The sequence below is a fragment of the Halomonas sp. H5 genome, from assembly GCF_050613175.1.
In the GTDB taxonomy this organism is placed as follows: Bacteria; Pseudomonadota; Gammaproteobacteria; order Pseudomonadales; family Halomonadaceae; genus Bisbaumannia; species Bisbaumannia salifodinae.
In genome coordinates this window covers 2,342,918-2,368,103 of the sequence record NZ_CP192510.1, presented here as the reverse complement: position 1 = coordinate 2,368,103, position 25,186 = coordinate 2,342,918, and the positions used below count along the sequence as shown (strand labels likewise).

20 protein-coding genes are annotated in these 25,186 nt (G+C 65.5%); 7 read left to right on the top strand and 13 right to left on the bottom strand.

Going from position 1 to position 25,186, the window contains the following annotated elements; genetic code table 11:
* Positions 1-4 precede the first annotated feature (4 nt).
* Both ACQ1W9_RS11050 and ACQ1W9_RS11045 read left to right on the top strand, forming a co-directional pair.
* Positions 5-292 carry a hypothetical protein gene (locus ACQ1W9_RS11050; RefSeq protein ID WP_431023421.1) on the top strand — a complete coding sequence of 96 codons (288 nt, stop codon included), beginning with the start codon at positions 5-7 and terminating at the stop codon, positions 290-292.
* A gap of 165 nt (positions 293-457) precedes the next feature.
* Positions 458-952 carry a hypothetical protein gene (locus ACQ1W9_RS11045; RefSeq protein ID WP_431023420.1) on the top strand — a complete coding sequence of 165 codons (495 nt, stop codon included), beginning with the start codon at positions 458-460 and terminating at the stop codon, positions 950-952.
* A gap of 326 nt (positions 953-1,278) precedes the next feature.
* Here the strand turns inward: ACQ1W9_RS11045 and purH are convergent, their stop codons facing one another.
* The 7 genes from purH to dsbD all read right to left on the bottom strand — a co-directional run bounded on the left by purH (position 1,279) and on the right by dsbD (position 10,054).
* Positions 1,279-2,874 carry a bifunctional phosphoribosylaminoimidazolecarboxamide formyltransferase/IMP cyclohydrolase gene (purH, locus tag ACQ1W9_RS11040; RefSeq protein WP_431023419.1) on the bottom strand — a complete coding sequence of 532 codons (1,596 nt, stop codon included), beginning with the start codon at positions 2,872-2,874 and terminating at the stop codon, positions 1,279-1,281.
* Positions 2,875-2,948: 74 nt separating this feature from the next.
* A complete protein-coding gene (gene fis / locus ACQ1W9_RS11035) occupies positions 2,949-3,242 on the bottom strand; it encodes a DNA-binding transcriptional regulator Fis (protein ID WP_346060585.1) in 294 nt (97 codons plus the stop codon).
* Positions 3,243-3,295: 53 nt separating this feature from the next.
* A complete protein-coding gene (dusB, locus tag ACQ1W9_RS11030; RefSeq protein ID WP_431023418.1) occupies positions 3,296-4,327 on the bottom strand; it encodes a tRNA dihydrouridine synthase DusB in 1,032 nt (343 codons plus the stop codon).
* Between the two features lie 403 nt (positions 4,328-4,730).
* Positions 4,731-5,642 (bottom strand): 50S ribosomal protein L11 methyltransferase, encoded by a 912-nt coding sequence (prmA, locus tag ACQ1W9_RS11025; RefSeq protein WP_431023417.1) that lies wholly within the window; start codon positions 5,640-5,642, stop codon positions 4,731-4,733.
* Positions 5,643-5,735: 93 nt separating this feature from the next.
* Complete coding sequence (accC, locus tag ACQ1W9_RS11020) at positions 5,736-7,076, bottom strand: acetyl-CoA carboxylase biotin carboxylase subunit (protein WP_431023416.1); 1,341 nt, start codon at positions 7,074-7,076, stop codon at positions 5,736-5,738.
* Positions 7,077-7,127: 51 nt separating this feature from the next.
* Positions 7,128-7,580, bottom strand: coding sequence for an acetyl-CoA carboxylase biotin carboxyl carrier protein (gene accB, locus ACQ1W9_RS11015; protein WP_431023415.1), 453 nt, complete (start codon positions 7,578-7,580; stop codon positions 7,128-7,130).
* Positions 7,581-8,224: 644 nt separating this feature from the next.
* Positions 8,225-10,054: a protein-disulfide reductase DsbD gene (gene dsbD, locus ACQ1W9_RS11010; RefSeq protein WP_431026439.1), complete on the bottom strand. Its 1,830-nt coding sequence runs from the start codon at positions 10,052-10,054 to the stop codon at positions 8,225-8,227.
* A gap of 207 nt (positions 10,055-10,261) precedes the next feature.
* On the opposite strand from dsbD, the gene ACQ1W9_RS11005 reads away from it, so the two are divergent.
* Complete coding sequence (locus ACQ1W9_RS11005; RefSeq protein WP_431023414.1) at positions 10,262-11,503, top strand: DUF2333 family protein; 1,242 nt, start codon at positions 10,262-10,264, stop codon at positions 11,501-11,503.
* 443 nt (positions 11,504-11,946) lie between these two features.
* Here the strand turns inward: ACQ1W9_RS11005 and ppa are convergent, their stop codons facing one another.
* The gene (gene ppa / locus ACQ1W9_RS11000; RefSeq protein WP_431023413.1) at positions 11,947-12,477 is read right to left on the bottom strand and encodes an inorganic diphosphatase; all 531 of its coding nucleotides are present in this window, start codon (positions 12,475-12,477) and stop codon (positions 11,947-11,949) included.
* Between the two features lie 273 nt (positions 12,478-12,750).
* Between ppa and ACQ1W9_RS10995 the strand changes: the two genes are divergently transcribed.
* The 3 genes from ACQ1W9_RS10995 to ACQ1W9_RS10985 all read left to right on the top strand — a co-directional run bounded on the left by ACQ1W9_RS10995 (position 12,751) and on the right by ACQ1W9_RS10985 (position 16,190).
* Entirely contained in the window at positions 12,751-14,397 is a 1,647-nt protein-coding gene (locus ACQ1W9_RS10995) for a protein kinase domain-containing protein (RefSeq protein ID WP_346060676.1), read from the top strand.
* A 1,242-nt stretch (positions 14,398-15,639) separates the two neighbouring features.
* Positions 15,640-15,912: a CopG family ribbon-helix-helix protein gene (locus tag ACQ1W9_RS10990; protein WP_431023412.1), complete on the top strand. Its 273-nt coding sequence runs from the start codon at positions 15,640-15,642 to the stop codon at positions 15,910-15,912.
* A complete protein-coding gene (locus ACQ1W9_RS10985) occupies positions 15,909-16,190 on the top strand; it encodes a type II toxin-antitoxin system RelE/ParE family toxin (protein ID WP_431023411.1) in 282 nt (93 codons plus the stop codon). The genes ACQ1W9_RS10990 and ACQ1W9_RS10985 overlap by 4 nt, the downstream gene beginning before the upstream one ends.
* A 340-nt stretch (positions 16,191-16,530) precedes the next feature.
* Here the strand turns inward: ACQ1W9_RS10985 and ACQ1W9_RS10980 are convergent, their stop codons facing one another.
* The 3 genes from ACQ1W9_RS10980 to pilB form a co-directional block, all read right to left on the bottom strand.
* A complete protein-coding gene (locus ACQ1W9_RS10980) occupies positions 16,531-16,971 on the bottom strand; it encodes an REP-associated tyrosine transposase (protein ID WP_431023410.1) in 441 nt (146 codons plus the stop codon).
* 912 nt (positions 16,972-17,883) lie between these two features.
* Positions 17,884-19,128 (bottom strand): type II secretion system F family protein, encoded by a 1,245-nt coding sequence (locus tag ACQ1W9_RS10975; RefSeq protein ID WP_431023409.1) that lies wholly within the window; start codon positions 19,126-19,128, stop codon positions 17,884-17,886.
* Between the two features lie 15 nt (positions 19,129-19,143).
* Complete coding sequence (pilB, locus tag ACQ1W9_RS10970) at positions 19,144-20,883, bottom strand: type IV-A pilus assembly ATPase PilB (RefSeq protein ID WP_431026438.1); 1,740 nt, start codon at positions 20,881-20,883, stop codon at positions 19,144-19,146.
* A gap of 890 nt (positions 20,884-21,773) precedes the next feature.
* On the opposite strand from pilB, the gene ACQ1W9_RS10965 reads away from it, so the two are divergent.
* Positions 21,774-22,232, top strand: coding sequence for a pilin (locus ACQ1W9_RS10965; protein ID WP_431023408.1), 459 nt, complete (start codon positions 21,774-21,776; stop codon positions 22,230-22,232).
* Between the two features lie 49 nt (positions 22,233-22,281).
* On the opposite strand, the gene ACQ1W9_RS10960 is transcribed toward ACQ1W9_RS10965, so the two are convergent.
* Both ACQ1W9_RS10960 and ACQ1W9_RS10955 read right to left on the bottom strand, forming a co-directional pair.
* Positions 22,282-23,982 carry a Wzy polymerase domain-containing protein gene (locus ACQ1W9_RS10960; RefSeq protein ID WP_431023407.1) on the bottom strand — a complete coding sequence of 567 codons (1,701 nt, stop codon included), beginning with the start codon at positions 23,980-23,982 and terminating at the stop codon, positions 22,282-22,284.
* 461 nt (positions 23,983-24,443) lie between these two features.
* Positions 24,444-25,073, bottom strand: a complete 630-nt coding sequence (locus ACQ1W9_RS10955) for a C39 family peptidase (RefSeq protein WP_431023406.1) — start codon at positions 25,071-25,073, stop codon at positions 24,444-24,446.
* Positions 25,074-25,186: the final 113 nt, after the last annotated feature.

The window sequence follows — 25,186 nt, the reverse complement described above, 5'->3', positions numbered from 1 at the left end:
GCGAATGAAACAGCAAAAGAAAGCCAATGTCATGGATGAGCGCGAGAAATTGCGCAAGTTTCGTGAGCTAGACGACGCCTTTGCCCAGGCCCTGCAGCAACTCGATGACCCCAATCACCGCCTGGATATCCCCACCGGTCCACCGGTTGCCTCGGCGCAGTCTCAGCGCAAGGAGGAGAGCGAGCGGCTTTTCGAGGAGCGTCTCGAGACGCTGATGCGGGAGTACCAATTCGCCCCCGAGAGCGTGGTGGCACTGCTCGAGTCGTTGACGGACAAACCCGGCGTCCCCTGATCAATGCATCACTTCTCCCAAGGAAGATTTGCTTGCGCCCGCGATTTCATCAATCATTAGCCGGGTCTCGTGTTCGCACGGGCATAGAATAACGAGGCGTTAGAAGACGCAATTCAGGAATAACAAGGCGCACCGAAAATCGCAGGGCGCTAAAGGGAGAATTCAATGGCAATGATTCAAGGGAAGCGGGGCCTGATCGGGGCCCTGGCCGGCCTGATGCTGGCCGGCGCAACGGCCGCCCAGGCCACCGATCCGAACTGGCAGGCTCCCCCCACCTACGGCTCGGTCAACCTGAGTGCCGGCTTTATGCCGGACCCGCACCGGGTGGACCTTTCCGCCGGGGGCAGCACCCAGGTCAGCTCCAGCCTGGGGAGTGGCTGTGCCGGCTATATCTATGCCGAGGCCCCGGATGTGGACCTCTACTATACCGCCGGCAGCCTGCCGCTCTATATCCATGTCGAGTCCCGCACCGACACCACCCTGGTGATCAATGCGCCGGACGGGCGCTGGTACTGCAATGATGACGCCAACGGGCTCGACCCCATGGTCAGTTTCCCCAAGGCGCAGAGCGGCATGTATAACATCTGGGTCGGCGTCTGGGGTAACAGCGAACTGCGCGATGCCACCCTGAACTTTACCGAGATCAACCCCAGCCGGTGATCGCAGTCCGCCCCGGCTTTGCCGGGAGCTGGAAGTAAAAACCGCCCCCATGGCCTGGCCATGGGGGCGATCCTGATTGTCACCAGGGGCGACTTCGTCGCCCAATCGTCCGGAATCCGGACTCCCACAAAACCAGTGGCCCCCCAGGCTACTGTGGGAGCTCGGCTGTGCCGAGCGATATCGCCCGAAGGGCGATCCTGGTAGGCGCCTCTCGGCGCCAATCGTCCGGCGGAGCCGAACTTTTATACCAGGCTGAGGCTACACTGCCGTTCCAGCTTCCAGCTTCCAGCTTCCAGCTTCCAGCTTGCAGCTTGCAGCTTGCAGCTTTAGTGGCGGAAGTGGCGCATCCCGGTAAAGACCATGGCGATACCCGCCTCATTGGCGGCGTCGATCACCTCCTGGTCGCGCATGGAGCCGCCGGGCTGGATCACCGCGGTGATGCCCGCGGCCGCGGCGGCATCGATGCCGTCCCGGAACGGGAAGAAGGCGTCACTGGCCATCACCGAGCCGGGGACCGAGAGGCCCTCGTCGGCGGCCTTGATGCCGGCGATCTTGGCCGAGTAGACGCGGCTCATCTGGCCGGCGCCCACGCCGATGGTCTGGCCTTCCTTGACGTAGACGATGGCGTTGGACTTGACGAACTTGGCCACCTTCCAGGCGAACATCAGGTCGCGCAGCTCCTGCTCGCTGGGGGTGCGCTGGGTCACCACCTTCAGCTCGTCGCGCTCCACCATGCCCTGGTCACGATCCTGCACCAGCAGGCCGCCATTGACGCGCTTGAAGTCGTGGCCGGCGAGCGCGGCATTGCCCCAGTGGGCGGCCACGTCGAGCAGGCGCACGTTCTGCTTCTCGGCGACGATCTCGCGGGCGGCGTCGGCCACCCCGGGGGCGATGATTACCTCGACGAACTGGCGGTCGATAATGGCCCGGGCGGTAGCGGCATCCAGCGGCCGGTTGAAGGCGATGATGCCGCCGAAGGCGCTGGTGGGGTCGGTGGCGAAGGCCTTCTCGTAGGCCGCCAGGGGCGACTCGCCGAGGGCCACGCCGCAGGGGTTGGCGTGCTTGACGATCACGCAGGCCGGCTCCTCGAAGGCCTTGACGCATTCGAAGGCGGCATCGGTGTCGGCCACGTTGTTGAAGGAGAGCGCCTTGCCCTGCAGGCTCTCGGCGGTGGCCACGCTGGGCTCGCTGGCGTCGTCCTCCACATAGAAGGCGGCCTGCTGGTGGGGGTTCTCGCCGTAGCGCATTTCCTGCTTCTTGCGATACTGGACGCTGTAGGTGCGCGGGAAGCCGGCTTCGCCGCCCTCGACCCGTTGGCCCAGGTAGTTGGCGATGGCGGCATCATAGCCGGCGGTGTGTTCGAAGGCCTTCACCGCCAGGTCGAAGCGGGTCGCGAGGCTCACCGCGCCGCCATTGGCGTCCATATCGCCCAGTACCCGGGCATAGTCGCCGGCATCCACCAGGATGCTGGTGTGGGCATGGTTCTTGGCGCAGGCGCGGACCATGGTGGGGCCGCCGATATCGATATTCTCGATGGCGTCCTCCAGGGTGCAGTCGGGCCTGGCCACGGTCTGGGCGAAGGGATAGAGATTGACCACCACCATATCGATGGGGTCGATCTCATGCTCGCTCATCACCGCGTCGTCCTGGCCGCGGCGACCGAGGATGCCGCCATGGATCTTGGGGTGCAGGGTCTTGACCCGACCATCCATGATCTCGGGGAAGCCGGTGTGGGCCGACACCTCGGTGACCGGAATCTCGTTGTCGCGCAGCAGCTTGAAGGTGCCGCCGGTGGAGAGCAGCGCCACGCCGCGCTCGACCAGGCCACGGGCGAAATCGACGATACCGGTCTTGTCGGAGACGCTGAGCAGGGCGCGGCGCACCGGCAGGGTGGAAGCGGAGGGGGAGGCGGATTGGGCCATGGACTTGCACTCTCGGAGTTGGCTGGAAAACGAACGAAGGGAGCCGCGTGCGGCTCCCTTCGGGAAGAAAAGGGTCAGATCAGGGCATGCTGCTTGAGCTTCTTGCGCAGGGTGCCGCGATTGAGGCCGAGTAGCTCGGCGGCGCGGGTCTGGTTACCGTTGACGTGTTCCATCACGGCGGCCAGCAGCGGCGCCTCCACCTCGTCGAGCACCATGGCATAGAGGCCGGTGACCGACTCGCCATCGAGATGGGCGAAGTAGCGGCGCATCGCCAGGTCCACGGCCTCCCGCAGGGGGCGCTCGGGGGCGGGGGCCTGCCCCTCGGGCGGTGCCGAGGCCGGGCGGGCATCGATGGCGGAGAAGCTCATGGGTTCCTGATCCACGCGTGTCGCATTATCGGGCGTCGTTGCTTGCCTGCTGGTCATGCTGCACTGGTTCCATTGGCGGCCGAGGGCAAGCCCTCCAGGCCGAAGAGTTCATTCACGAAATGGTGCTGGGCGCCCGGCGTCTCCAGGCGGTTGAATACCGCCTTCAGGGACTTGGCGTCGTCCGCTTCATGGCGCTCCAGATACCAGCCCAAGTGCTTGCGGGCGATCCGTACCCCCATCACCTCACCGTAGAAGTCATGCAGGGCACCAAGGTGTTCACCCAACAACCGGTGGCGCTCGGTGGCGCTCGGCGGCGCTATCTCCTGGCCATGGGCCAGGTAATGATCGATCTCGCGGAAGAGCCAGGGATTGCCCTGGGCGCCGCGGCCCACCATCACCGCATCCGCCCCAGTATAGTCGAGAACCCGGGCGGCCTTGGCGGCGGAATCGATATCGCCGTTGGCGAACACCGGAATCGACACCCGCGACTTGATCTCGGCGATGGTGTCGTACTCCGCCTGGCCCTGGTAACGCTGCTGACGATGGCGGCCATGCACCGCCAGGGCCTGGATGCCGGCGGCCTCGGCGAGCCTGGCCACCCGCAGCCCATTGTTGCTCTCGGCGCACCAGCCGGTGCGGATCTTCAGGGTCACCGGGATCTCCACCGCGGCCACCACCGCCTCGAGGATCTCCGCCACCAGCGCCTCGTCGCGCAGCAGCGCCGAGCCGGCGGCCTTGTTGCACACCTTCTTGGCCGGGCAGCCCATATTGATATCGATGATCTCGGCGCCACGCTCGGCGTTGAGTCGTGCCGCCTCGGCGAGCATCGCCGCATCGCCGCCGGCGATCTGCACGCTGCGCGGCCCCGGCTCGCCGCGATGGTCCATGCGCAGCCGCGACTTGCGGGTATGCCACAGGCTGGGGTCCGAGGTGACCATCTCGCCCACCACCAGGCCGGCGCCCAGGCGCCGGCACAGCGCCCGGAAGGGGCGGTCGGTGACCCCGGCCATGGGCGCCAGGATCGCCCGGCTGGTCAGCCGGTGGGGTCCGATGGCGGGCAGGGGCGTGGCGTGGCTTATGGGCATGAAAACCGGGGGCTCGATTCAAGGGGGGCCTATGATACCCAGCCGGCGCCCCCGGGTGAAGGTGGCAATTGGCATTCTCCCGCGGCGAAAGCGCCCACTCGGGGCAGCCGACCCAGCCTATTGTAGGGCTTGCCACCCAAGCTGCTTGTGGGGGCCACCCAATCTATTGTGGGAGCGCGGCGGTCCGGCGCTCCGGTTCTGCCGGTCCGACGCTTCGGCGATATCGCCCGCAGGGCGATCCTGACTGTCACCAGGGGCGACTGCGTCGCCCAATCGTCCGGGGAACCCGGACTCCCACAACCCCAGAGCCTCTCCCAAAACCAGTGGCCACCCAGGCTGCTGTGGGGAGCCACCCAATCTATTGTGGGAGCGCGGATTCCGCGCGATTCGCCCGAAGGGCGATTCAGGCCGGCCGGCGCCCCTCCAGGCGCACCCAGCCCTCCCGCTCCACCGGCGGCTCCATCACCAGGCCCTGGGCCTCATAGGCTACCAACACCTCCTCGGCCTGCTGGGCGAGGATCCCCGAGAGCACCAGGTGCCCGCCGGGGGCCACCTGGCCGGCGATAGTGGGGGCCAGTTCCACCAGGGGGCCGGCGAGGATATTGGCCACCACCACCGGGAAGGGGCCCTCCTCGAGCTGCTCCGGATAGAAGAGCGTCAGGCGCTCCTCGGCGATGGCGTTGCGCTCGGCGTTGTCGCGGCTGGCCTGCAGGGCCTGGGGGTCGATATCGGTGCCCACGGCGCGGCTGGCGCCCAGCTTGAGGGCGGCGATGGCCAGGATGCCGGAGCCGCAGCCCACGTCGAGTACCGCCTTCGCCTCCAGTTCGCCGGCCACCGCCAGCCCATCCAGCCACTCCAGGCACAGTGCCGTGGTGGGGTGGGTGCCGGTGCCGAAGGCCAGGCCCGGGTCGAGCAGCAGGTTGACCGCCTCGGGCTCCGGGGCCTCATGCCAGCTGGGCACGATCCACAGTCGCTGGCCCATCTTCAGCGGCGTGAAGCCGTCCATCCACTCCCGCTCCCAGTCGCGGTCGGCGAGCAGCTCGAACTCCACCTCCGGGCAGGGCTCGTCGGGCACCTCCAGGCTCCAGGCCTGGCGTACCCGCTCGAGCATGGCGTCGATGCCCTCCAGGTCGTCATACAGGCCGGTCAGTACCGTTTCGTTCCATAGCGGCGTGGTGCCCCGCTCCGGCTCGAAGACCGGGTCGTCATGGGCATCCTGCAGGGTGATGGCGGAGGCCCCCTCGGCGAGCAGCAGCTCCTCCAGGGTCTCGGCCTGCTCCGGGGCGATTCGCGCCTTGAGTTGTAGCCAGGGCATGGTGGCGTCTCCTGCGTAAAAGGGCGTGTCAGGGTATCCAAACGACCGACGGGATGGCCCAGGGCCATCCCGTCGGTGAAGGCGGATCGAGGCTTACAGACCCAGCTTCTTCTCCAGATAGTGGATATTGACCCCACCCTGCTGGAAGTGGGTATCGCGCACCAGATCCTTGTGCAGGTCGGTGTTGGTCTTGATGCCTTCCACCAGCAGCTCGTCCAGGGCATTGCGCATGCGAGTCAGGGCCGCGGTGCGGTCCTCGCCCCAGGTGATCAGCTTGCCGATCAGGGAGTCGTAGTGGGGCGGCACCGTATAGCCGGTATAGAGGTGGGAGTCCATGCGCACCCCCAGGCCACCCGGCGGGTGATAGAGGCTCACCTTGCCCGGCGAGGGCATGAAGGTGCGGGAGTCCTCGGCATTGATCCGGCACTCGAAGGCGTGGCCGTTGACCTTGACGTCTTCCTGGCGGATCGACAGCGGCAAACCGGCGGCGATGCGCAGCTGCTCCTTGACGATGTCCACCCCGGTGATCTGCTCGGTGACCGGATGCTCCACCTGGACGCGGGTGTTCATCTCGATAAAGAAGAACTGGCCCTTCTCGTAGAGGAACTCGAAGGTGCCGGCGCCCCGGTAGTTGATGGTCAGGCACGCCTGGCGGCACGCCTCCAGCACCTGGGCCCGGGCCTCCGGGTCCAGGCCCGGCGCCGGGGCCTCCTCCAGCACCTTCTGGTGGCGGCGCTGCAGGGAGCAGTCGCGATCATAGAGGTGGATGGCGTTGCCCTGGCCATCGGCCAGCACCTGCACCTCCACATGGCGCGGCTCCTGGAGGAACTTCTCCATATAGACGGTGCCGTCGCCGAAGGCCGCGGCGGCCTCGGTCTGGGTGATGCTCACCGAGGAGAGCAGGTGCGCCTCGGTATGCACGACGCGCATGCCGCGCCCGCCGCCGCCGGCGGCGGCCTTGATGATCACCGGGTAGCCGATACGCTTGGCGATGGCCAGCAGCTCCGCCTCGTCTTCCGGCAGGGGGCCGTCGGACCCGGGCACCGTGGGCACGCCGGCCTTCTTCATCGCCTCGATGGCGCTGACCTTGTCGCCCATCAGGCGAATGGTCTCGGCCCGCGGCCCGATAAAGACGAAGCCGGAACGCTCCACCTGCTCGGCGAAGTTGGCGTTCTCGGAGAGGAAGCCGTAGCCGGGGTGAATGGCGCTGGCGTCGGTGACCTCGGCGGCGCTGATCAGCGCCGGAATATTGAGGTAAGACTGGGCCGAGGAGGCCGGGCCGATGCATACCGCTTCATCGGCCAGACGCACATGCATCAGCTCCTGGTCGGCCTTGGAGTGCACCGCCACGGTCTTGATGCCCAGTTCCTTGCAGGCACGCAGGACGCGCAGGGCGATCTCGCCGCGATTGGCGATGAGTACCTTGTCCAACATCTGTTATCCGCCCGTAGTGTGGTGTCAGTGGAGAGCCTCGAGGTCGGGACCTCAGGCGATGACCAGCATCGGCTGATCGAACTCGACCGGCTCGCCGTCTTCCACCAGGATGGCTTCGATGACGCCGTCCTTGTCGGCCTCGATCTGGTTCATCATCTTCATCGCCTCGACGATGCACACCGCCTCACCCTTGCGCACCGCCTGGCCCACTTCGGCGAAGGGCTTGGCGCCCGGTGCCGGGGCCCGGTAGAAGGTGCCCACCATGGGCGAGTTGACGGTATGGCCGGTCGGTGCGGCCGGGGCCGCCGGTTCGCTGGCCGCCGGGGTGGCGGCGGGGGCCGCCGGAGCCGGCGCATAGGCGGCGGGCTGCGGGGCGGGCTGATAGGCCACGCCATTGGGGTGGCGGCTGATGCGGACGGATTCCTCGCCTTCCTGGATCTCGATCTCGCTGATATTGGACTCTTCCAGCAGCTCGATCAGCTTCTTGACCTTACGGATATCCATGCGGTTGTCTCGCTCGTAATGGAGTATTGAGAGGGCTTGAGGCAGGCTGCGCAGCGGCGCTGTCAACCTGCGAGAAAACGGTTCGGATCGAGGCAAAGTTCAGCAAATTGCCGCCGATTGCCGCGCCAAAAGGCGTGTTGGCGGAGTTTGCCGAAAAACGACCGGGTTGTCTAGGATATCCGCAGAAACGCGAATTTAAACGCTTGTTTCGCGATCTTCTCCAGTAAACCAGGGCTTTTATGTGATGTTGACTGAAGGCTTGGTTCCGGAACAATCACTCCAGGCTCCCACAGGTAGGCTGGGTAACTATTCCCACAGTGGGCTTAGTTGGCCACTGGTGTTGTGGGAGTCCGGCTCTGCCGGACGATTGGGCGACGCAGTCGCCCTGGCGCCTGGCGGCGCCAATCGCTCGGAAGAACCGGAACGCCGGACCGCCGAGCTCCTACCACCCCAGAGCCTCTCCCAAAGCCAGTGGCCACCCAATCTATTGTGGGAGCCACCTAGGCTGCTGTGGGAGCGCGGATTCCGCGCGATATCGCCCGAAGGGCGATCTGGAAGGCCTTGGCGGCCACCAGGGGCGACTGCGTCGCCCAATCGCGCGGGAAACCCACGCTCCCACTACCCCAGTGGCAGCCTCGTCCCGATCACCCCTGCCGGCTCTCCAGCCAGGTTAGCAGCTGATTAAGATGGCCGGCGAACTCGTCGCGGTTCACCTCGCCCTGGATACGCGCCTCGCGAATCTCCTCGCCACGGGAGAAGAACAGCAGGCTGGGGGGGCCGAACAGCTCGAAATGGCCCAGCAGCTCGCGGCTGGCGCCGTTGCTCTCGGTGACGTCCACCTGCACCCGCCGGAAGGCCGAGAGGGGCTCGGCCACCTCCGGCGCCGGGTAGACGCTGCGCTCCAGCTGCTTGCAGGAGATGCACCAGTCGGCGGTGACGTCGACGAAGACCGGGGACTCGCCGGCGCTGGCCAGGGCGCGTTCCAGGCCGGCCAGGTCGTGCACCACGGCATCCGGTTCGCTGGTGGTGAGGGTATTCCCGCCCTGGGTGGCGGGGAGCGCCAGGGGGCGCAGCGGATCACTGCCGCCCTGGGCGGCACCCAGCACCAGGGCCAGGCCCCAGGCCAGCAGCAGGATGCCCGCTCCCTGGCGTAGCTGGGCCCAGCCCCGGGTGCCCAGGCGCAGGGCGCCCAGGGAAAGCGCCGCCGCCACCGCCAGGGCCGCCCACAGCAACAGGGCCAGCGGCCCCGGCAGCAGCCGCTCGATCAACCAGATGGCCACCCCCAGCAGCAGCAGGCCGAAGGCGATCTTGACCCCCTCCATCCAGGCGCCGCTGCGCGGCATCAGGGTGGTGCCGAAGGTGCCCACCAGCAGCAACGGCACCCCCATGCCCAGCGCCAGGGCCAGCAGGGCGGCGCCGCCCATCACGGCATCACCGGTGGTGGAGATAAACACCAGGGCACCGGCCAAAGGCGCCGAGACGCAGGGCGAGACCACCAACACCGAGAGGGCGCCGGCCAGCGCCAGGCCGGCGGGGCCGCTGCGCTGGGCCCGGGCCTGCCAGGCCTCGACGCGGCCGGCCAGGGCGGGCGCCATGCGCAGCTTGAAGACCCCGAACATGGCTAGGGCGAAGAGTACGAAGAGGGCCGCGAAGGTGATCAGCACCGGCGCCGACTGCAGCCGTGCCTGCAGGTTGAGGCCGGCGCCGAACAGCCCCATCAGTACCCCCACCAGGGCATAGGTGGCGGCCATCCCGGCCACATAGCTGGCGGAGAGGGCGAAGGCGCGGCCGCGGCCGGGGTTCTGGCCGACGATGATCGACGACAGGATGGGGATCATCGGCAGCACGCAGGGCGTGAAGGTCAGGCCCAGGCCGGCCAGGAAGAAGAGCCCCAGGGCCAGCGGCAGGCTGGCGCTGGTCATCAGCTCGCTGAAGCGGCCATCGGCGCTCTGCACGCCGCCGAGTGCCACCGGTACGGAGGCCGAGCCACCGGCGTCGCCGTCGGCCTCCCAGTCGGCGAAGGCGGGGGGCGCCGAGCCGGGCAGGGCGGTCATCTCCAGGCGCTCCGGCGGATAGCAGAGGCCGGCCAGGGCGCAGCCCTGGAAGCTCAGGGTAAAGGGGACTGCCCCCGATACCGGCGCCTCGGCCAGAGGCACCTCGAAGACCACCTGGTCGAAGAACACATTGACGTCGCCCAGGAACTCGTCGCTCATCGGCTCGCCCGGCGGCAATACGGGCTCGCCCAGGGCGATGTCCTCGCTCTCCACGGCGAAGCGATGGCGATAGAGGTAGTAGTCCTCGGCGGCGGTGAAGCCCACATAGAGGGTCTGGTCATCGTGCCAGGCGCTGGCCTGGAAGGCCTCGTGGACCGGCAGGAAATCGCTGTCGCGGGCGGAGGAGAACCACTGGGCCTGGACGCTGCCGGCCATCAGGGCCAGCAGGAGGAGCAGCAGGGGCGGCAATAAACGGCGCATCATGACTCGGAAAAATCCTTGCAAGCAGGGGGCTTGGGCCCTTCTGCGACCCGAGGGCAAAGGGGGAGTTCCCCACCCGGCATCGATGACGTTGGCATGACGGACAAGGTGGCGTTCTCATTCCCGGGGTGACGCCTGCTACTATAACTCAGCATCCGGTGCCGCCGCAGCGGTGCCGCCCATTTCGCGAGTCAAGGAAGTCGACACATGCCCCTGTTCGGTAAGCGTAAGGCGGTTGCCGGGCGCTCCACGGCCCTGGAGCGCCCCGAGTATGGCTGGATCTGGAAGCCCCTGGTGGTGCTGCTGGTGCTCTATCTGCTGGTGACCCTGGCGATCGGCATCTGGTGGAGTCGCGAGCCCGCGGCCTTCGAGGTGGAGCAGGCTACGGCCAATGCACGGGTGCGGGTGGCGGCGGAGCAGCCCGAGGCGGCGACCAGCCCGGCATCGCGTGGCGCGGTGACCACCGCGGCCCTGATCGGCGTGGCGGAGGTCCTGGTCCAGAAGCCCGGCGGTTACCTGCGTAACGACATCTTCCCGCCGGGGCTATGGCTCGACAATATGCCCAACTGGGAATATGGCGTGCTGCGTCAGTCCCGGGAACTGGCCCAATGGTTGCCGTCGCTGGAGCAGGAGGACGCGGCGGCGCTGGAGGAGGCCCTGGAACAGCTGATGGGCGAGAGCCGCGACTGGCTCTTCCCCTCCACCGAGACCCGCCTGGAAGCGGCCGCCGAGGCCCTGGGCGAGCACCTGCTGGCGCTGGGACGCGGCGAGGCCGGTTTCGCCGACGATGGCGATGGCCTGGCGCTATGGCTGGAGCGGGTGGCGGTGCGCCTGGATGACCTGAGCCAACGCCTCTCCGCCAGTGTCGGCGAGCGCGAGGCCCTGCGCGACCTGGCCATCGATTCGGACGAGCTGCCCGACCCGACCCCCTGGTATCGCCTCGACGACGATTTCTTCGAGGCCCGCGGCCAGGCCTGGGCGCTGCTGCACTTCCTGCGCGCCGTGGAGCGCGACTACGCCGACGTGCTCGCCGCCGCCGAGGCCCAGGGGTTGCTCACCCGGCTGATCGGCGAGCTGGAGATGACCCAGCGCCGGCTGTGGAGCCCGCTGGTGCTCAATGGCTCCGGTTTCGGCATCTTCGCCAACCACTCCCTGGTGATGGCCAACTACACGGTGCGTGCCCGGGACCTGGCGACCCGGTTGGCGGATCGCCTCGAGGGCGTGAGCGTTCCCGCCTGGGATGCCGGCGAGGCGGCGGTGGAGGCACCCGCCCCGGCAGAGGAGGCGCTGGAGGAAGCCCCCCAGGAAGAGCCGGTGCAGGAAGAGGAGGCGACCCAGGAAGAAGAGGCAGCCCCGCAGGAGGAAATGCCGCTGCCCGAGGAGGCGCCCGCCGAGCCGGTTCCGGAAGACAGCGGCGAGCCCGAAGCCGAGGAAGCGGCGGAAGCCTGAGCCCACCCAAAACGCCAAGGGCCGCCCCAATGGGGCGGCCCTTGCTTGTCCCGAAGGGCGACTTCGTCGCCCAATCGTCCGGGGAACCCGGACTCCCACAACACCAGTGACCACGACAAAACCTGTGGCCACCCAGGCAGGTGTGGGGCTTGCCACCCAAGCTGCTTGTGGGGGCCACCCAGGCTGTTGTGGGGAGCCAGTCAATCTATTGTGGGAGCCACCCAGGCTGCTGTGGGAGCGCGGATTCCGCGCGATATCGCCCGAAGGGCGATCTGGAAGGCTTTGGCTGCCACCAGGGGCGACTTCGTCGCCCAATCGCGCGGGAAACCCTCGCTCCCACAACACCAGTGACCACGACAAAACCTGTGACCACCCAACCTACTGTGGGAGCTCGGCTGTGCCAAGCGATATCGCCCGAAGGGCGGTCCTGGACCGAGGGCGCCTTACGCCTTCTCGTGGGCGGCGGCGGCCTTCTCGATGGCCTTGCGGGCGGCGTCGGCGCCTTCCCAGGATTCCACCTTCACCCACTTGCCCTTCTCGAGATCCTTGTAGTTCTCGAAGAAGTGGGCGATCTGCTGGCGCAGCAGCTCCGGCAGGTCGGTCACTTCCTGGACGTCGTCATACAGGGTGGTCAGTTTGCCGTGGGGCACGCAGACCAGCTTGGCGTCTTCGCCGGCCTCGTCGGTCATATTGAGGATGCCGACGGGACGCGCGCGAATCACGCTGCCCGGCTGCACCGGATACGGGGTGACCACCAGGGCGTCCAGGGGGTCGCCGTCATCGGCCAGGGTGTTGGGGATATAGCCGTAGTTGGCCGGGTAGAACATCGGCGTGGCCATGAAGCGATCCACGACCAGGGCGTCCAGGTCCTTGTCGATCTCGTACTTGATCGGCGCATGCTGGGCCGGAATCTCGATGGCCACATAGACGTCGTTGGGAAGTTCCTTGCCGGCGGGGATCTTGCTGAAGCTCATTCTCGAATCCTTGCGTGGGCGGATTGAAGGGGCCAGAGAAAACCGCCGAATTATACGAAGCCACGGCGGCGATTACCAATCCGACGATGGCAGGGCCTACCCCTTTGGTTGACAGGCCGACAGGCGGATCAAACGTGTATCATGGGGCCGCCTGCCCGGCGTGGGGCAGGGTGCCGCATCGAGGTGAATAAGGAGAGCCCCTTGGATCGTCAATTATCGCTTAGCGTGGGACAAGCCTTCGTGGCGCCGGAGCGGCGGCGTCACCGCAGCTCCATGTCGTTGCGCGTGCCCGATGCCGGCCTGTTGGAGGCCAAGGGGGCGCTGGCGGTGATCAGCGATTCCAGCTCCCGCAACGCCATCGCCAAGCAGGCGGGGGACCTCAGCGTGCGTGGCCTGGTGGCCGACTACTTCTCCACCCCGGATCACTGGGGCGTCAAGTACTCGACCATTCGCGTGCTGCGCTCGCTGAATGCCTGGTGCTATGCCCAGAGTCAGCACGTCAAGGATGGCAGCTATGTCTCCGCGCTCTCGGCGATGGTCTACCATGGCCGCGAGGCGCACCTCTTCCATATGGGCGATACCCTGGTGTTCCTGCTGCGCGGCGCCGAATTCGAACAGCTCTCCCGGGACCATATCACCGACCTGGGCGGCTACCGTTACGCCTCCCGGGCGCTGGGCATGGATCCCAGCATCGAGATCGACTACCTGCAGGTGCCCCTCAAGCAGGGCGATATCTTCCTCTTCACCACCCAGGCGGTGCGCGGCACCCTGATGCCCTCGGACTATGTGCGCCTGATCCGCGCCGATGTCAGCGACCTGGACGCCGCCTGCGAGCGCCTGGCCCAGGCCGCCAGCGAGCGCGCCCAGGAGCGCGGCTACGGCGGTGACCAGTTCTGTTTCCAGCTGGTGCGTATCGATGCCCTGCCCGAGGCCACCGAGGACCATCCCGGCAAGGTCTATGGCGACCTGCCGGTGCCGCCGGAGCTGGCGCCGGGGGATCGCCTCGATGGCCTGGAAGTCGAGGCGGTGCTGTCGCGCACCGCCCAGTCGCGGGTCTACCGGGTCCGCGATCTGGCCAGCCAGCGCCAGATGGTGCTCAAGGCGCCCAGTCCCGAGCTCTCCAGCCGCAACGCCTACCTGGAGCACTTCCTGCTCCAGCAATGGGTGGTGGAGCGGGTCAAGTCGCCCTTCGTGGCCCGGGTGGTGGAGCCCTCGCGGCCGCGGCGCCATCTCTACTACCTGATGGCCCTGGTCAACGGCGAGACCCTTACCGACTGGGCCCGCCGCCACCCCCAGGCCAGCCTCTCCCAGCGCCTGGATATCGCCCGCCAACTGGGCAAGGCGGTGCAGGCCCTGCACCACCGCGACCTGCTGCACCAGCGCATTCACCCGGACAATATCCTGATCGATGCCCATGGCCAGGTGGTGCTGGCCGACTTCAGCGCCTGCCGCCTGCGCGAGGGCGACGGCCACCGCAACTCCCGGGAACTGGCCCGCCAGGTGGGGCTCTCCGAGCACAGCGCCCCGGAGTATGCCCTGGATACCGATGTCGGCCGGCGCAGCGACCAGTACGCCCTGGCCTCCACGATCTACTGGCTGCTCACCGGCGGCCTGCCCTATGCCCTGGCCCCCAATCAGCTGCGCAGCCACACCGACCTGGAGAAGCTCAGCTACCGCAGCGCCCGCACCGCCAACCCCGAGGTGGACCCGGCCCTCGACGACGCTCTGCGCCGTGCCCTGGACCCCCAGCGTGCCTTGCGCTACCGGCGCCTCTCGGAGTTCCTGGTGATGCTGCGCGAACCCCGCCGCGACGGCGACGATGGCGAGGACGGCGGCCTGCTCGGCGAACCCGCCCGCTTCTGGCAAGGCGTCGCCGGCATCCTGCTGCTGTTGCTGGTGCTCTCCTGGCTGTTGAGGTAGGAGGGGACACCCCTGGGGTGGGAATGGTGACTTAACCTATTGTGGGAATGGCCAGCCTGGCTATGGTGGGAAAACCACTCAGCCTGGCCGTGGCCACCTCACCTTTCCTGTGGGAGCTCGGCGGTCCGGCGTCCCGGGTCCGAGCGATATCGCCCGAAGGGCGATCTGGAAGGTCTTGGTTGCCACCCAGGGCGACTTCGTCGCCCAATCGTCCGGGGAACCCGAACTCCCACAACCCCAGCGCCTCTTCCAGCACCAGAGCCTCTCCCAGCACCAGAGCCTCTCTCAGCTCCAGTAACCACCATAAAGCCAGTGGCCACCCAGGCCATTGTGGGAGCTCGGATTCCGAGCGATATCGCCCGCAGGGCGATCTGGAAGGTCTTGGCTGCCACCCAGGGCGACTTCGTCGCCCAATCGTCCGGGGAACCCGAACTCCCACAACCCCAGTGTTTCTCTCAGCACCAGAGCCTCTCCCAGCTCCAGAGCCTCTCTCAGCTTCAGTAACCACCATAAAGCCAGTGGCCACCCAGGCTATTGTGGGAGCTCGGATTCCGAGCGATATCGCCCGCAGGGCGATCTGGAGGGTCTTAGCTGCCACCCAGGGCGACTTCGTCGCCCAATCGTCCGGGGAACCCGAACTCCCACAACCCCAGGCCTCTCCCAGCACCAGAGCCTCTCTCAGCTCCAGTAGCCACCATAGAGCCAGTAGCCACCCAGGCCATTGTGGGAGCTCGGATTCCGAGCGATATCGCCCGCAGGGCGATCTGGAAGGTCTTGGCTGCCACCCAGGGCGACTTCGTCGCCCAATCGTCCGGGGAACCCGAACTCCCACAACCCCAGGCCTCTCCCAGCTCCAGAGCCTCTCCCAGCTCCAGTAACCACCATAAAGCCAGTAGCCACCCAGGCCATTGTGGGAGCTCGGATTCCGAGTGATATCGACCGAAGGGCGATCTGGAAGGTCTTGGCTGCCACCCAGGGCGACTTCGTCGCCCAATCGTCCGGGGAACCCGAACTCCCACAACCCCAGCGCCTCTTCCAGCACCAGAGCCTCTCCCAGCACCAGAGCCTCTCTCAGCTCCAGAGCCTCTCTCAGCTCCAGAGCCTCTCCCAGCTCCAGAGCCTCTCCCAGCTCCAGAGCCTCTCCCAACACCAGTGGCCCTATTGCCGAGCGATAGATTTGTTGGCCCACCTTTGCCGACTATGCTGTAATGCATTGTAGTCATCGAGTCCGAGGGTACCGTCATGGGTGTCACCACCGTTCGCCTCCAGGCAGAAGTTGAACAGCACTTGGAAACCATCGCCAGCAGGCTCCATCGGAGCAAAGGCTGGGTGATTAACCAGGCACTATCGGAATACATCGAAAAGCAGCAACTCGAGCAAGAGCGTTGGAATCAGACGTTGCGGGCAATGGAGTCTGCTGCCCAAGGGAAAGTGGTCGATTCCGGCGAGGTTCATCGTTGGCTTGACAGTTGGGGTACCGATAGCGAGCAGGATGCGCCGAGGTCGGGCAAGTGAAACTGGTTTACACGGACGACGCCATTGACGACTTGAAACGCCTCAGGGAGTTTATCGCGGTCCATGACCCATCTGCGGCAGCGAGGATAGCCGCTGAGCTGGTAGGCAAGATCGAAACGCTACCCGATTTCCCGAAAATGGGAACACCGGTTGAAATGGCACCAGTGCCTGATTCTGTGCGCGATATGGTGTTCGGCAAGTACGTCGTTCGCTATTCAGTTCATGCCAGTGTCATCATTATTCTCCGGGTATGGCATGGCCTGGAAGGTGAGCGGTAGAAGTGGCCCCCAGGCTAATTGGGGAATGGCTCACCCAGGCTAATAGGGAATTGGCCACCCAACCTGTAGTGGGAATGACCACCTAACCTATTGTGAGAATGGCCCACCCAGGCTAATTGTGGGGATGACCCACCTAGGCTAATTGTGGGGATGGCCATCCAACCTATTGTGGGAGCGCGGATTCCGCGCGATATCGCCCGAAGGGCGATCTGGAAGGTCTTAGCTGCCACCCAAGGGCGCCTGGCGGCGCCAATCGCCGAAGCGTCGGACCGCCGGAGAGCCTGACTCCCACAACCCCAGAGTCTCTCCCAACACCAGTGGCTACCCCAACTGGCACAGTTTAAAGCCAGATGGCATCCCAATAGGGATAGTCACCGATATGCTCGACCAGGCCCGCACGGATGGGGTTAGCCACCAGGTAGCGAGCGGTAGGCTTGAGATCTTCTTCACGGCGCAGCGCCCGGTCATGAAAGCCGGGTTGCCAGATCTTCTGCCCCAGCCCGGCGGAGACCCTGGCCTTGTAGATTCGTACCGCCTCGGATAGCTGGCCGTCGAGGCGCAGTAGCCAGTGAACATGGTCAGGCATCACCACGAAGCTCAACGTGCTGGCCTCATGGCTGACGCTCTCGGCATAGAAGGATTGGCAGGCCAGGTGGGCAGCAGGAGGGTCGAGGAATACCGGCCGGCGCTCCTGGGTGGCAAAGGTCACCAGATACCATTGGCCGGGAAGAGAGTGGCGGCCCTTGCGGAGGGAATGGCTATGAGGGGGATGCCGATCCATGGCGCCTCCTGATTCATTTCCCAAGGGCGACTGCGTCGCCCAATCGTCCGGCAGAGCCTGACTCCCACAACCCCAGAGCCTCTTCCAGCACCAGAGCCTCCCCCAGCACCAGAGCCTCTCTCAGCTCCAGTAACCACCATAAAGCCAGTAGCCACCCAGGCCATTGTGGGAGCTCGGATTCCGAGCGATATCGCCCGAAGGGCGATCCTGGCCGGCACCCAAGGGCGACTGCGTCGCCCAATCGTCCGGCAGAGCCGAACTCCCACAACTCCAGAGCCTCTCCCAGCACCAGAGCCTCTTCCAGCACCAGAGCCTCTCTCAGCTTCAGTAACCACCATAAAGCCAGTGGCCACCCAGGCTATTGTGGGAGCTCGGATTCCGAGCGATATCGCCCGAAGGGCGATCCTGGCCGGCACCCAAGGGCGACTGTGTCGCCCAATCGTCCGGCAGAGCCTGACTCCCACAACTCCAGAGCCTCTCCCAGCACCAGTGCCTCTTCCAGCACCAGAGCCTCTCCCAGCACCGGTGGCCACCAGTAAGCCAGTGGCCACCCAGGCTATTGTGGGAGCTCGGCGGTCCGGCGTCCCGGGTCCGAGCGATATCGCCCGAAGGGCGATCTGGAAGGTCTTGGTTGCCACCCAAGGGCGACTGCGTCGCCCAATCGCCGAAGCGTCGGACCGCCGGAGAGCCTGACTCCCACAACCCCAGAGCCTCCCCCCAGCACCAGTGGCCACCACAAAGCCAGTGGCCACCCAGACTCCTACAACTCCAGAGCCTCTCCCAGCACCAGTGGCCACCACAAAGCCAGTGGCCACCCAGACTCCCACCACCCCAGAGCCTCTCCCAACACCAGTGGCCACCAGTAAGTCAGTGGATTCCACAACACCAGTGGCTACCAAGGCTCCCCCCAGCCTAGACCACACTGCCCAGCTCGAAGATGGGCAGGTACATGGAGATCACCAGGCCGCCTACCAGCACGCCCAGCACCACGATGATAAAGGGCTCCAGCAGGGAGGTGAGGGTGTCCACCTTGTTGTCCACCTCTTCCTCGTAGTAGTCCGCCACCCGGTTGAGCATGGCGTCCAGCGCGCCGGATTCCTCGCCGATGCCGACCATCTGCACCGCCAGCGGCGGGAACTGCTCGGTGAGGCGCATGGCGAAGTGCAACTGCTGGCCGGTGGCCACGTCCTCGCGTATCTGGCGCACCGCCCGCTCGTAGACCTTGTTGCCGGTAGCGCCGGAGGTCACGTCCAGCGACTCCACCATGGGCACCCCGGCGCCGTAGGTGGTGGCCAGTGTCCGCGAATAGCGCGCCACCGCCGACTTGTCGAGGATATCGCCGATTACCGGAATCTTCAGCGACCAGGCATGCATGCGGTAGGCGAAGGCCTCCGATCGCTTGATGCCCTGGCGGATCACGAAGACGAAGGCGATAAAGCCCCCCAGCGCCCAGAGCCAGTAGGCCTGGGCCAGCTCCGAGAAGCGGACGGTCATGCGGGTCATGGCCGGAAGTTCCGCGCCGAAGTCGTGGAACAGCGCCTCGAACTGGGGCACCACCATGATCAGCAGCAGGGCGGTGACGGCGATGCCCACGGCGATCACCGCCGCCGGGTACCACAGCGCCTTCTTGACCCGCCCCTTGAGGGTCTCCAGCTTCTCCTTGTAGGCCGCCACCCGGTCGAGCATATGATCCAGCGAGCCGGAGTGCTCGCCGGCCTCCACCAGGTTGACGAACAGCGAATCGAAGTGGTTGGGGTGCTTGCGCATCGCCGCCGAGAGGTTGGTGCCGGCGGTCACGTCGCTCATCAGTTGCTGCACCAGGGCGCTCATGGCGGGCTTCTTGAGGCTCTCGGCCACCACCGACAGGGCCTGCAGCATGGGCACCCCGGCGCGGATCATGGTGGCCATCTGGCGGGCGAAGAGCATGACGTCGCGGGCCTTGATGCGTCCCATGCCGCCCATGCCTCCCTTGCGGCGAATGGTGCGCACGATGATGTTCTGGCCCCTCAGGGTCTTCTCCACCTCGGCGCGGTTGGCGGCGATCAGGGTGCCCGTCACCTTGCGCCCGCTGGGGGCCTTGCCGCTCCACTGCCACTGGTAGAGCTTTACCTGCTGCCTGGCCTGCTGCGCCTTGGCTCGGCGTGTCATGGTCGCCATCGCGGCCCCTCCCGTTTAGTCCTTGGTTACCCGGTTGACCTCTTCCAGGCTGGTGATGCCCTGCATCACCTTGAGCAGGCCGCTGCGGCGCAGGTCCGGATGGCCCTCGCGGCGCGCCTGGTCGGCCAGTTCCATGGCGTTGCCCTGGCGCATGATCAACTGGCTGATCGCCTCGGAGACCGGCACCACCTCGTAGATCCCCTCGCGGCCCTTGTAGCCCTGGGTACAGTGGCGACAGCCCACCGGATGGTAGATGGTGGCCGAGGCGACCTCCTCCTCGGTAAAGCCTTCGGCCAGCAGCGCTTCCCGGGGGATCTCCGCCGGCTGCTTGCAGCGCGGGCACAGCTTGCGGGTCAGCCGCTGGGCGATGATCAGGCTGACGGAGCTGGCGATATTGAAGGGCGCCACGCCCATATTGGCCATACGGGTCAGGGTCTCTGAGGCCGAGTTGGTATGCACCGTGGAGAGCACCAGGTGGCCGGTCTGGGCCGCCTTGACGGCGATCTCGGCGGTCTCCAGGTCGCGGATCTCGCCGACCATCACCACGTCCGGGTCCTGGCGCAGGAAGGCGCGCAGGGCGCTGGCGAAGTCCAGGCCGATCTTGGGCAGCACGTTCACCTGGTTGACCCCCGGCACCTTGAGCTCCACCGGGTCCTCGGCGGTGGAGATATTGCGCTCCAGGGTGTTGAGGAGATTGATGCCGGTATACAGGGTCACCGTCTTGCCGCTGCCGGTGGGGCCGGTGACCAGGATCATGCCCTGGGGCTCGTCCAGGACCCGTTCGTACATCTCGCGTTGCGCCGGGGTGAAGCCCAGGGCGTCGATGCCCATCTGCGCCGACGTCGGATCGAGGATGCGCAGCACGATCTTCTCGCCATAGACGGTGGGCAGGGTGCTGACCCGGAAGTCGATGGAGCGGTTGCGCGACAGGCGCATCTTGATGGCGCCGTCCTGGGGCAGGCGCCGCTCAGAGATATCCAGCTTCGACATCACCTTGAGGCGGGCGGCGATGCGCTGGCGCATATTGAAGGGCGGGCGTGCCGCCTCCAGCAGGATGCCGTCGATGCGAAAGCGGATGCGATAGAGGGTCTCGTAGGGCTCGAAATGGATATCCGAGGCGCCGCGGCGAATGGCATCGAGCAAGATCTTGTTGACGAAGCGCACCACCGGGGCATCCTCGCTGCCGGCGGTGACCGCGGGGCTCTCCTTCTCCGGGTCGTACTCCTCGTAGTCCAGGTTGTCCAGCGCCTGGTCGGCGCCCTCCAGGCCCTTCATCATCTCCTGGCTGTCGGCGTGGGTCAGGTAGTTCTCCAGCGCCGGCCCCAACTGGTCCATCGGCGCCAGCACCCCCTCCACGTTGAGGCCGGTGGCGAACTGCAACTCGTCGAGCTGGGCCAGCGTCGAAGGGTAGGGCACCGCCACCGTCAGGCGGTGGTCATGGCGCAGCAGCGGCAGCACCGAGAGCTTGCGCAGTATCCGCTCCGGCATGCTCTCCGCGGCGGGCAGGCTGTCCGGGCGCACCGCGTCCAGGTCGATCAGCGACAGCCCATACTCCCAGGCCGCCGCCAGCGCCGCCTGGCGCGGCGTCACCAGGCCGGCCTCGATGACATGGGCCATCAGCGACACGTCCTCCTCCCGGGCCTCCTCCTCGGCGCGGCGCGCCGCCGCCTCCGAGAGCAGCTCATCCACCACCAGGCGCCGCGCCAGGCCGCGCAGGTCCGACGCTACCAGGTGGGCGCCGCCCCCCCCGCCCATCGGCCCAGAAGCCGTGCTCTGGGCGACCAGGCTCTGATAATCCACCGACGGCGGATGCGAATCATGCATAACGGCTCCTCGATCCGATGCCCTGATGGCAACTGGCTCTAGCCCCCCATAGTAGCCCTGGCTGGTTGCCGGGGTGGCCACTGGGGTTGTGGGTTGTGGGTTGTGGGTTGTGGGTTGTGGGTTGTGGGTTGTGGGTTGTGGGTTGTGGGTTGTGGGTTGTGGGTTGTGGGTTGTGGGTTGTGGGTTGTGGGTTGTGGGTTGTGGGTTGTGGGTTGTGGGTTGTGGGTTTTGGGGTTGTGGGTTTTGGGGTTGTGGGTTTTGGGGTTGTGGGTTTTGGGGTTGTGGGTTTTGGGGTTGTGGGAGCTCTGCTCCGCCGAGCGATTGGGCGACGCAGTCGCCCCTGTCCCACGCCCCTGTCCCCCCCTAGTCTCACAGCCAGCCAGCATCACCAGCCCCTAGCCCCCTTAACACTCCCTAACACACCCTAGCCTAGGTCAGTCTAGCGGCTTCCGGCCGTTGAGGGTCCCGTTGAGAAGCGCGCTAAGGCCACCGGGCTGTAGCCGCGACACCCCGCCACACCCCCGCAAGATCACCTTGCGCAGTCCGATTGTGTAATCTATTGTAAATTTGTGCAACGGGATCGGGCACCGTTATCGCGTCGGGCTATCCGGCTCGAGCGTTGAAAGGGGGCCCATCCCGACCCGCAGGCGCTGGCTAGACTGCTGGCGTGGCCCGGGGTGACCGCAGAAGGACGCGGCGCCTGGGGTCGGCAGGGAACCAGCCGAAGAACTGAAGTGGGAAGCGGCAAATGAGGTAGTCGGTGGCGTGAGACTGGACAAGGGCAAGGGGCCAGCTCGCGAAACAACAGAGGGGTGATCGTGATGAAGACACAACAGGGCATGAAGCGCTATGTAAAAGCCGGTCAGGGCGGCTTTACCCTGATCGAGCTAATGATCGTGGTGGCGATTGTGGGGATCCTGGCTGCAGTGGCCATTCCTGCATACCGTGATTATGTTGCTAGGTCGCAGGTGGCTGAGGGTGTTGCAACCGCTGGTGCAATAAAAACTAGCATTACTGAGCATTTCATGTCGCAGGGCGCTATGCCTCCTGCTAATCAGTATGATGCTGATGCAGGTGGTCGATATACTGCTTCTGCAACTCATGATGCTGGAGGGATAATTACAGTAACCTTGCGTGGTGCAGGTAGCCCAGTGAATGCCGCCGTTCAGGGCTATCAGTTCACGCTTGAACCAGATATTGCAAGTAATGCTATTGTTGACTGGGAGTGTGCGCCTGCAGGCGGTGGTGATATCAAGTACCTGCCTTCTGGCTGTCAGTAACGGCTAGGTGGTTTTAAAAGTATGCGGCTGGCGTTGCCAGCCGCTTTTTTTAATTTTCTCTTTCTGTAATGCTTAATGCCAGTCTTATTTCATCTGAAGCGGGGAATAAGTATCTCGTTTCATCTAAAAAATATGGGTTTATGATATTTAAGCTGTGCTGTGCTTGTATGATATTGGAATATAAGCTAGATGTTGGAGCAATCTGGCTATGATGGTGAGCCCAAGCGAGATACTCTTCTGTCGTTGATGTCATTCCAATCTCTACAGAAGAAGAAAGCTGCTGAGTCATCATGATAAAATCTAGCTCCAGCGGTGTTCCAAGAGGGTTGATCAATCCAGTAAGGGGAGCTTTATTATCCCCAGCTGTATGGAACTTGATTTGCCAAAGCGTATGAAGGTGCGTTGCCATAAAGACCCAAAGCACTGGCACCGCCAGCCAGCCCCCCACCCGAATTCCGAAGGTATAGCGATTGGCCCTTTCCCGGCTGGGCCAGCAGCGCTCGGCGACCAGTCCCAGCAATAGCAGAAAGGCCAGCCAGTGGGCGATGGAGTGGTAGAAGGGGTACTCGGTCATCGTATGCAGGGCTAGCGGCAGCAGCAGGGCGCAGTAGAGTAGCCGTTTGCCCCTGGGCCCATGGGCGAGTATTCGCCAAAGTACCCAGCCGCCGAAGGCGAGGATCGCCGCCATCGGCAGCAGGCCGCCCTCCATGCCCCACAGCAGTAGCTCATTATGCGGGTGGCTATAGTTTTGGGTAATAAATGGCTCGACGATTTCCGGCTGGTTGATCGGCAGGGCGGCGCGCCAGTCGGCGAAGCTATGCAGGAAGTCGTGCTGGAAGCGCCCATAGCCCCAGCCGCTGAGCGGCTCCTCGAGAATCATCCTTAGGCTATGCAGATAGACCGGCAGCCGCTCGCCGGCGCTGCCGAGGTCCCGCTCGATGCGAACGTCCGACCAGGGCGCCCACCAGAGCAGCAGCCCCAGAACGGTACCGAGTCCCAGGGCGCCGGCCCACTGGGCGAACTGGCGGCGGTCCTGGGCATATAGATGGGCCATTACCAGGGGCAGGGCGATCAACGCCGCCAGCCAGCCGGTGCGCGACTGGATCATCAATACCAGTGCCGGTATCGCCAGCGGCGCCAGCAGGACCACGCCCTTCTCCCAGCGCCGCCCGGCCTCGCCATACAGCCAGGCGGAGACCACCAGGGCAGTGACCAGGAAGCTGCTCATTACATTGACCTGCTGGAAGATGCCATAGGGGCGACCATAGGCCGGGTCGTAGCCCATCCAGTTGCCCTCTACCAACCAGTAGCGCTGCACATAACCGAAGACGCTGGCCACCAGGGCGCCGAGCAGGATCGCCATGCCCAGCCACCACCAGTCGCGGCGTCGGAGCCTTAGCTGGGCCAGGCCCAGCAGCAGAATGGCCCCCGCCGTAGCCCCCAGCAGGCGCGGAAAGGCGATCATCGAGGCCGGGTTCCAGCTCCAGGCGAAGGGCAGCCATAATGCCAGCAGCAGCAGCCCGACCCCCAGGTGGAAGTGACTGTAGCGAATCACGCCCCGGGCGGCGGGCCATAGGGCCAGCGCCATCAGCAGGCCGAAGCCCATCCACACCGTGGCATTGAAGGGCAGCCGCAGCCCCGCCCCGCCCATATTGGGAAAGGTGAAATGCAGCAGCAGGGTAAAGGTGACGACGGCGGTGGCGATAACGCCGGCCGTCAGGCGTGGGTTGGGAGAACTCGTGGCGGTCATGGCATCCCCTGCGGCGGCTTTGTTATCACTATGTAAGTGATCAGCTTCGGCGCCCCCAGCGTGGAAGTAAAGCCTGGCGGGTTAATCGGGGAAAATCGGGGATAGCCCCCCAGCCCCAAGGCGACTTCGTCGCCAATCGCCGAAGCGTCGGACCGCCGGGGAACCGGTACGCCGGACCGCCGAACTCCCACAACCCCAGTGGCCATCAAAGTTCCTGTGGAATAGCCACCTCACTCCCTGTGGGAAATTCTATGTTGCCCCTCAAGCCGCCACCATGGTTTCGGTGGGAGCGCGGATTCCGCGCGATATCGCCCGAAGGGCGATCCAGGCTGCCACCCAGGGCGACTTCGTCACCAATCGCTGAAGCGTCGGACCGCCGGAATCCGGACTCCCACAACACCAGTGGCCACCCAGGCTAATTGTGGGAGCGCGAACCGTAAACTCCCACAAAATCAGTGGGATCAATCGACCCGTGTATACCAATGCGCCATGATCGCCTGGGCCAACCTGTCTCCGGGAATCTCCACCCGCCCTCGGTTGGCCAGGTTTTGCGAGGATGGCCAGGGGTCGCGGCCCACCAGGGCCAGGATCATCGGGCCCCGAGGCGTCATGGTGTACCTCGCCGCGGTGATCACGATGGCATGGGCGCTGTTGGGCCCGCTTCGATAGCCGACGATAACCGGATGCCCCCGGTTCAACTCGTCCAGCAGCACGGCGGGGACAGGCGCGCCCCAGCCCATCCTGGCGGTTACCCGATAGGGCCGCCCGTCGCTGTCCTGGGAGTAATGATTCAGGTTGGCGTGGATCTGTGGAATATGTGCCGTCCAGTTGGGCAGGTTGCCGTAGGGATCGACGCCGTAGGTCCTGGCGACGATCTGCTCCTGGGAGAGGGCGACGCCATAGTGGTTCATGACCATCTGGATGGAGGCGGCCCAGCACCAGTTGGAGTTTTTCTGAGCGGAAGGGGCGAAGTCGACGGAGGGGATACCAACATAGGTGCTGGGTGGCGGCGTGGGTGCATATTGCGCCAGGGAGGGGTCGACCGGCAGGCAGGTCAGCAGCAGGACGACGAGCAAGCTGGCAAGACGCATGATTCCCTCCTTGGAGTAACGAGTCGTTATCAGCGTAGTCGCTCCTGTCGTGTTCTTGCCGTGGCGGAGGGATGCCTCGAGTGACCGGCGTCGTGGGATGCGCCGACACGGCC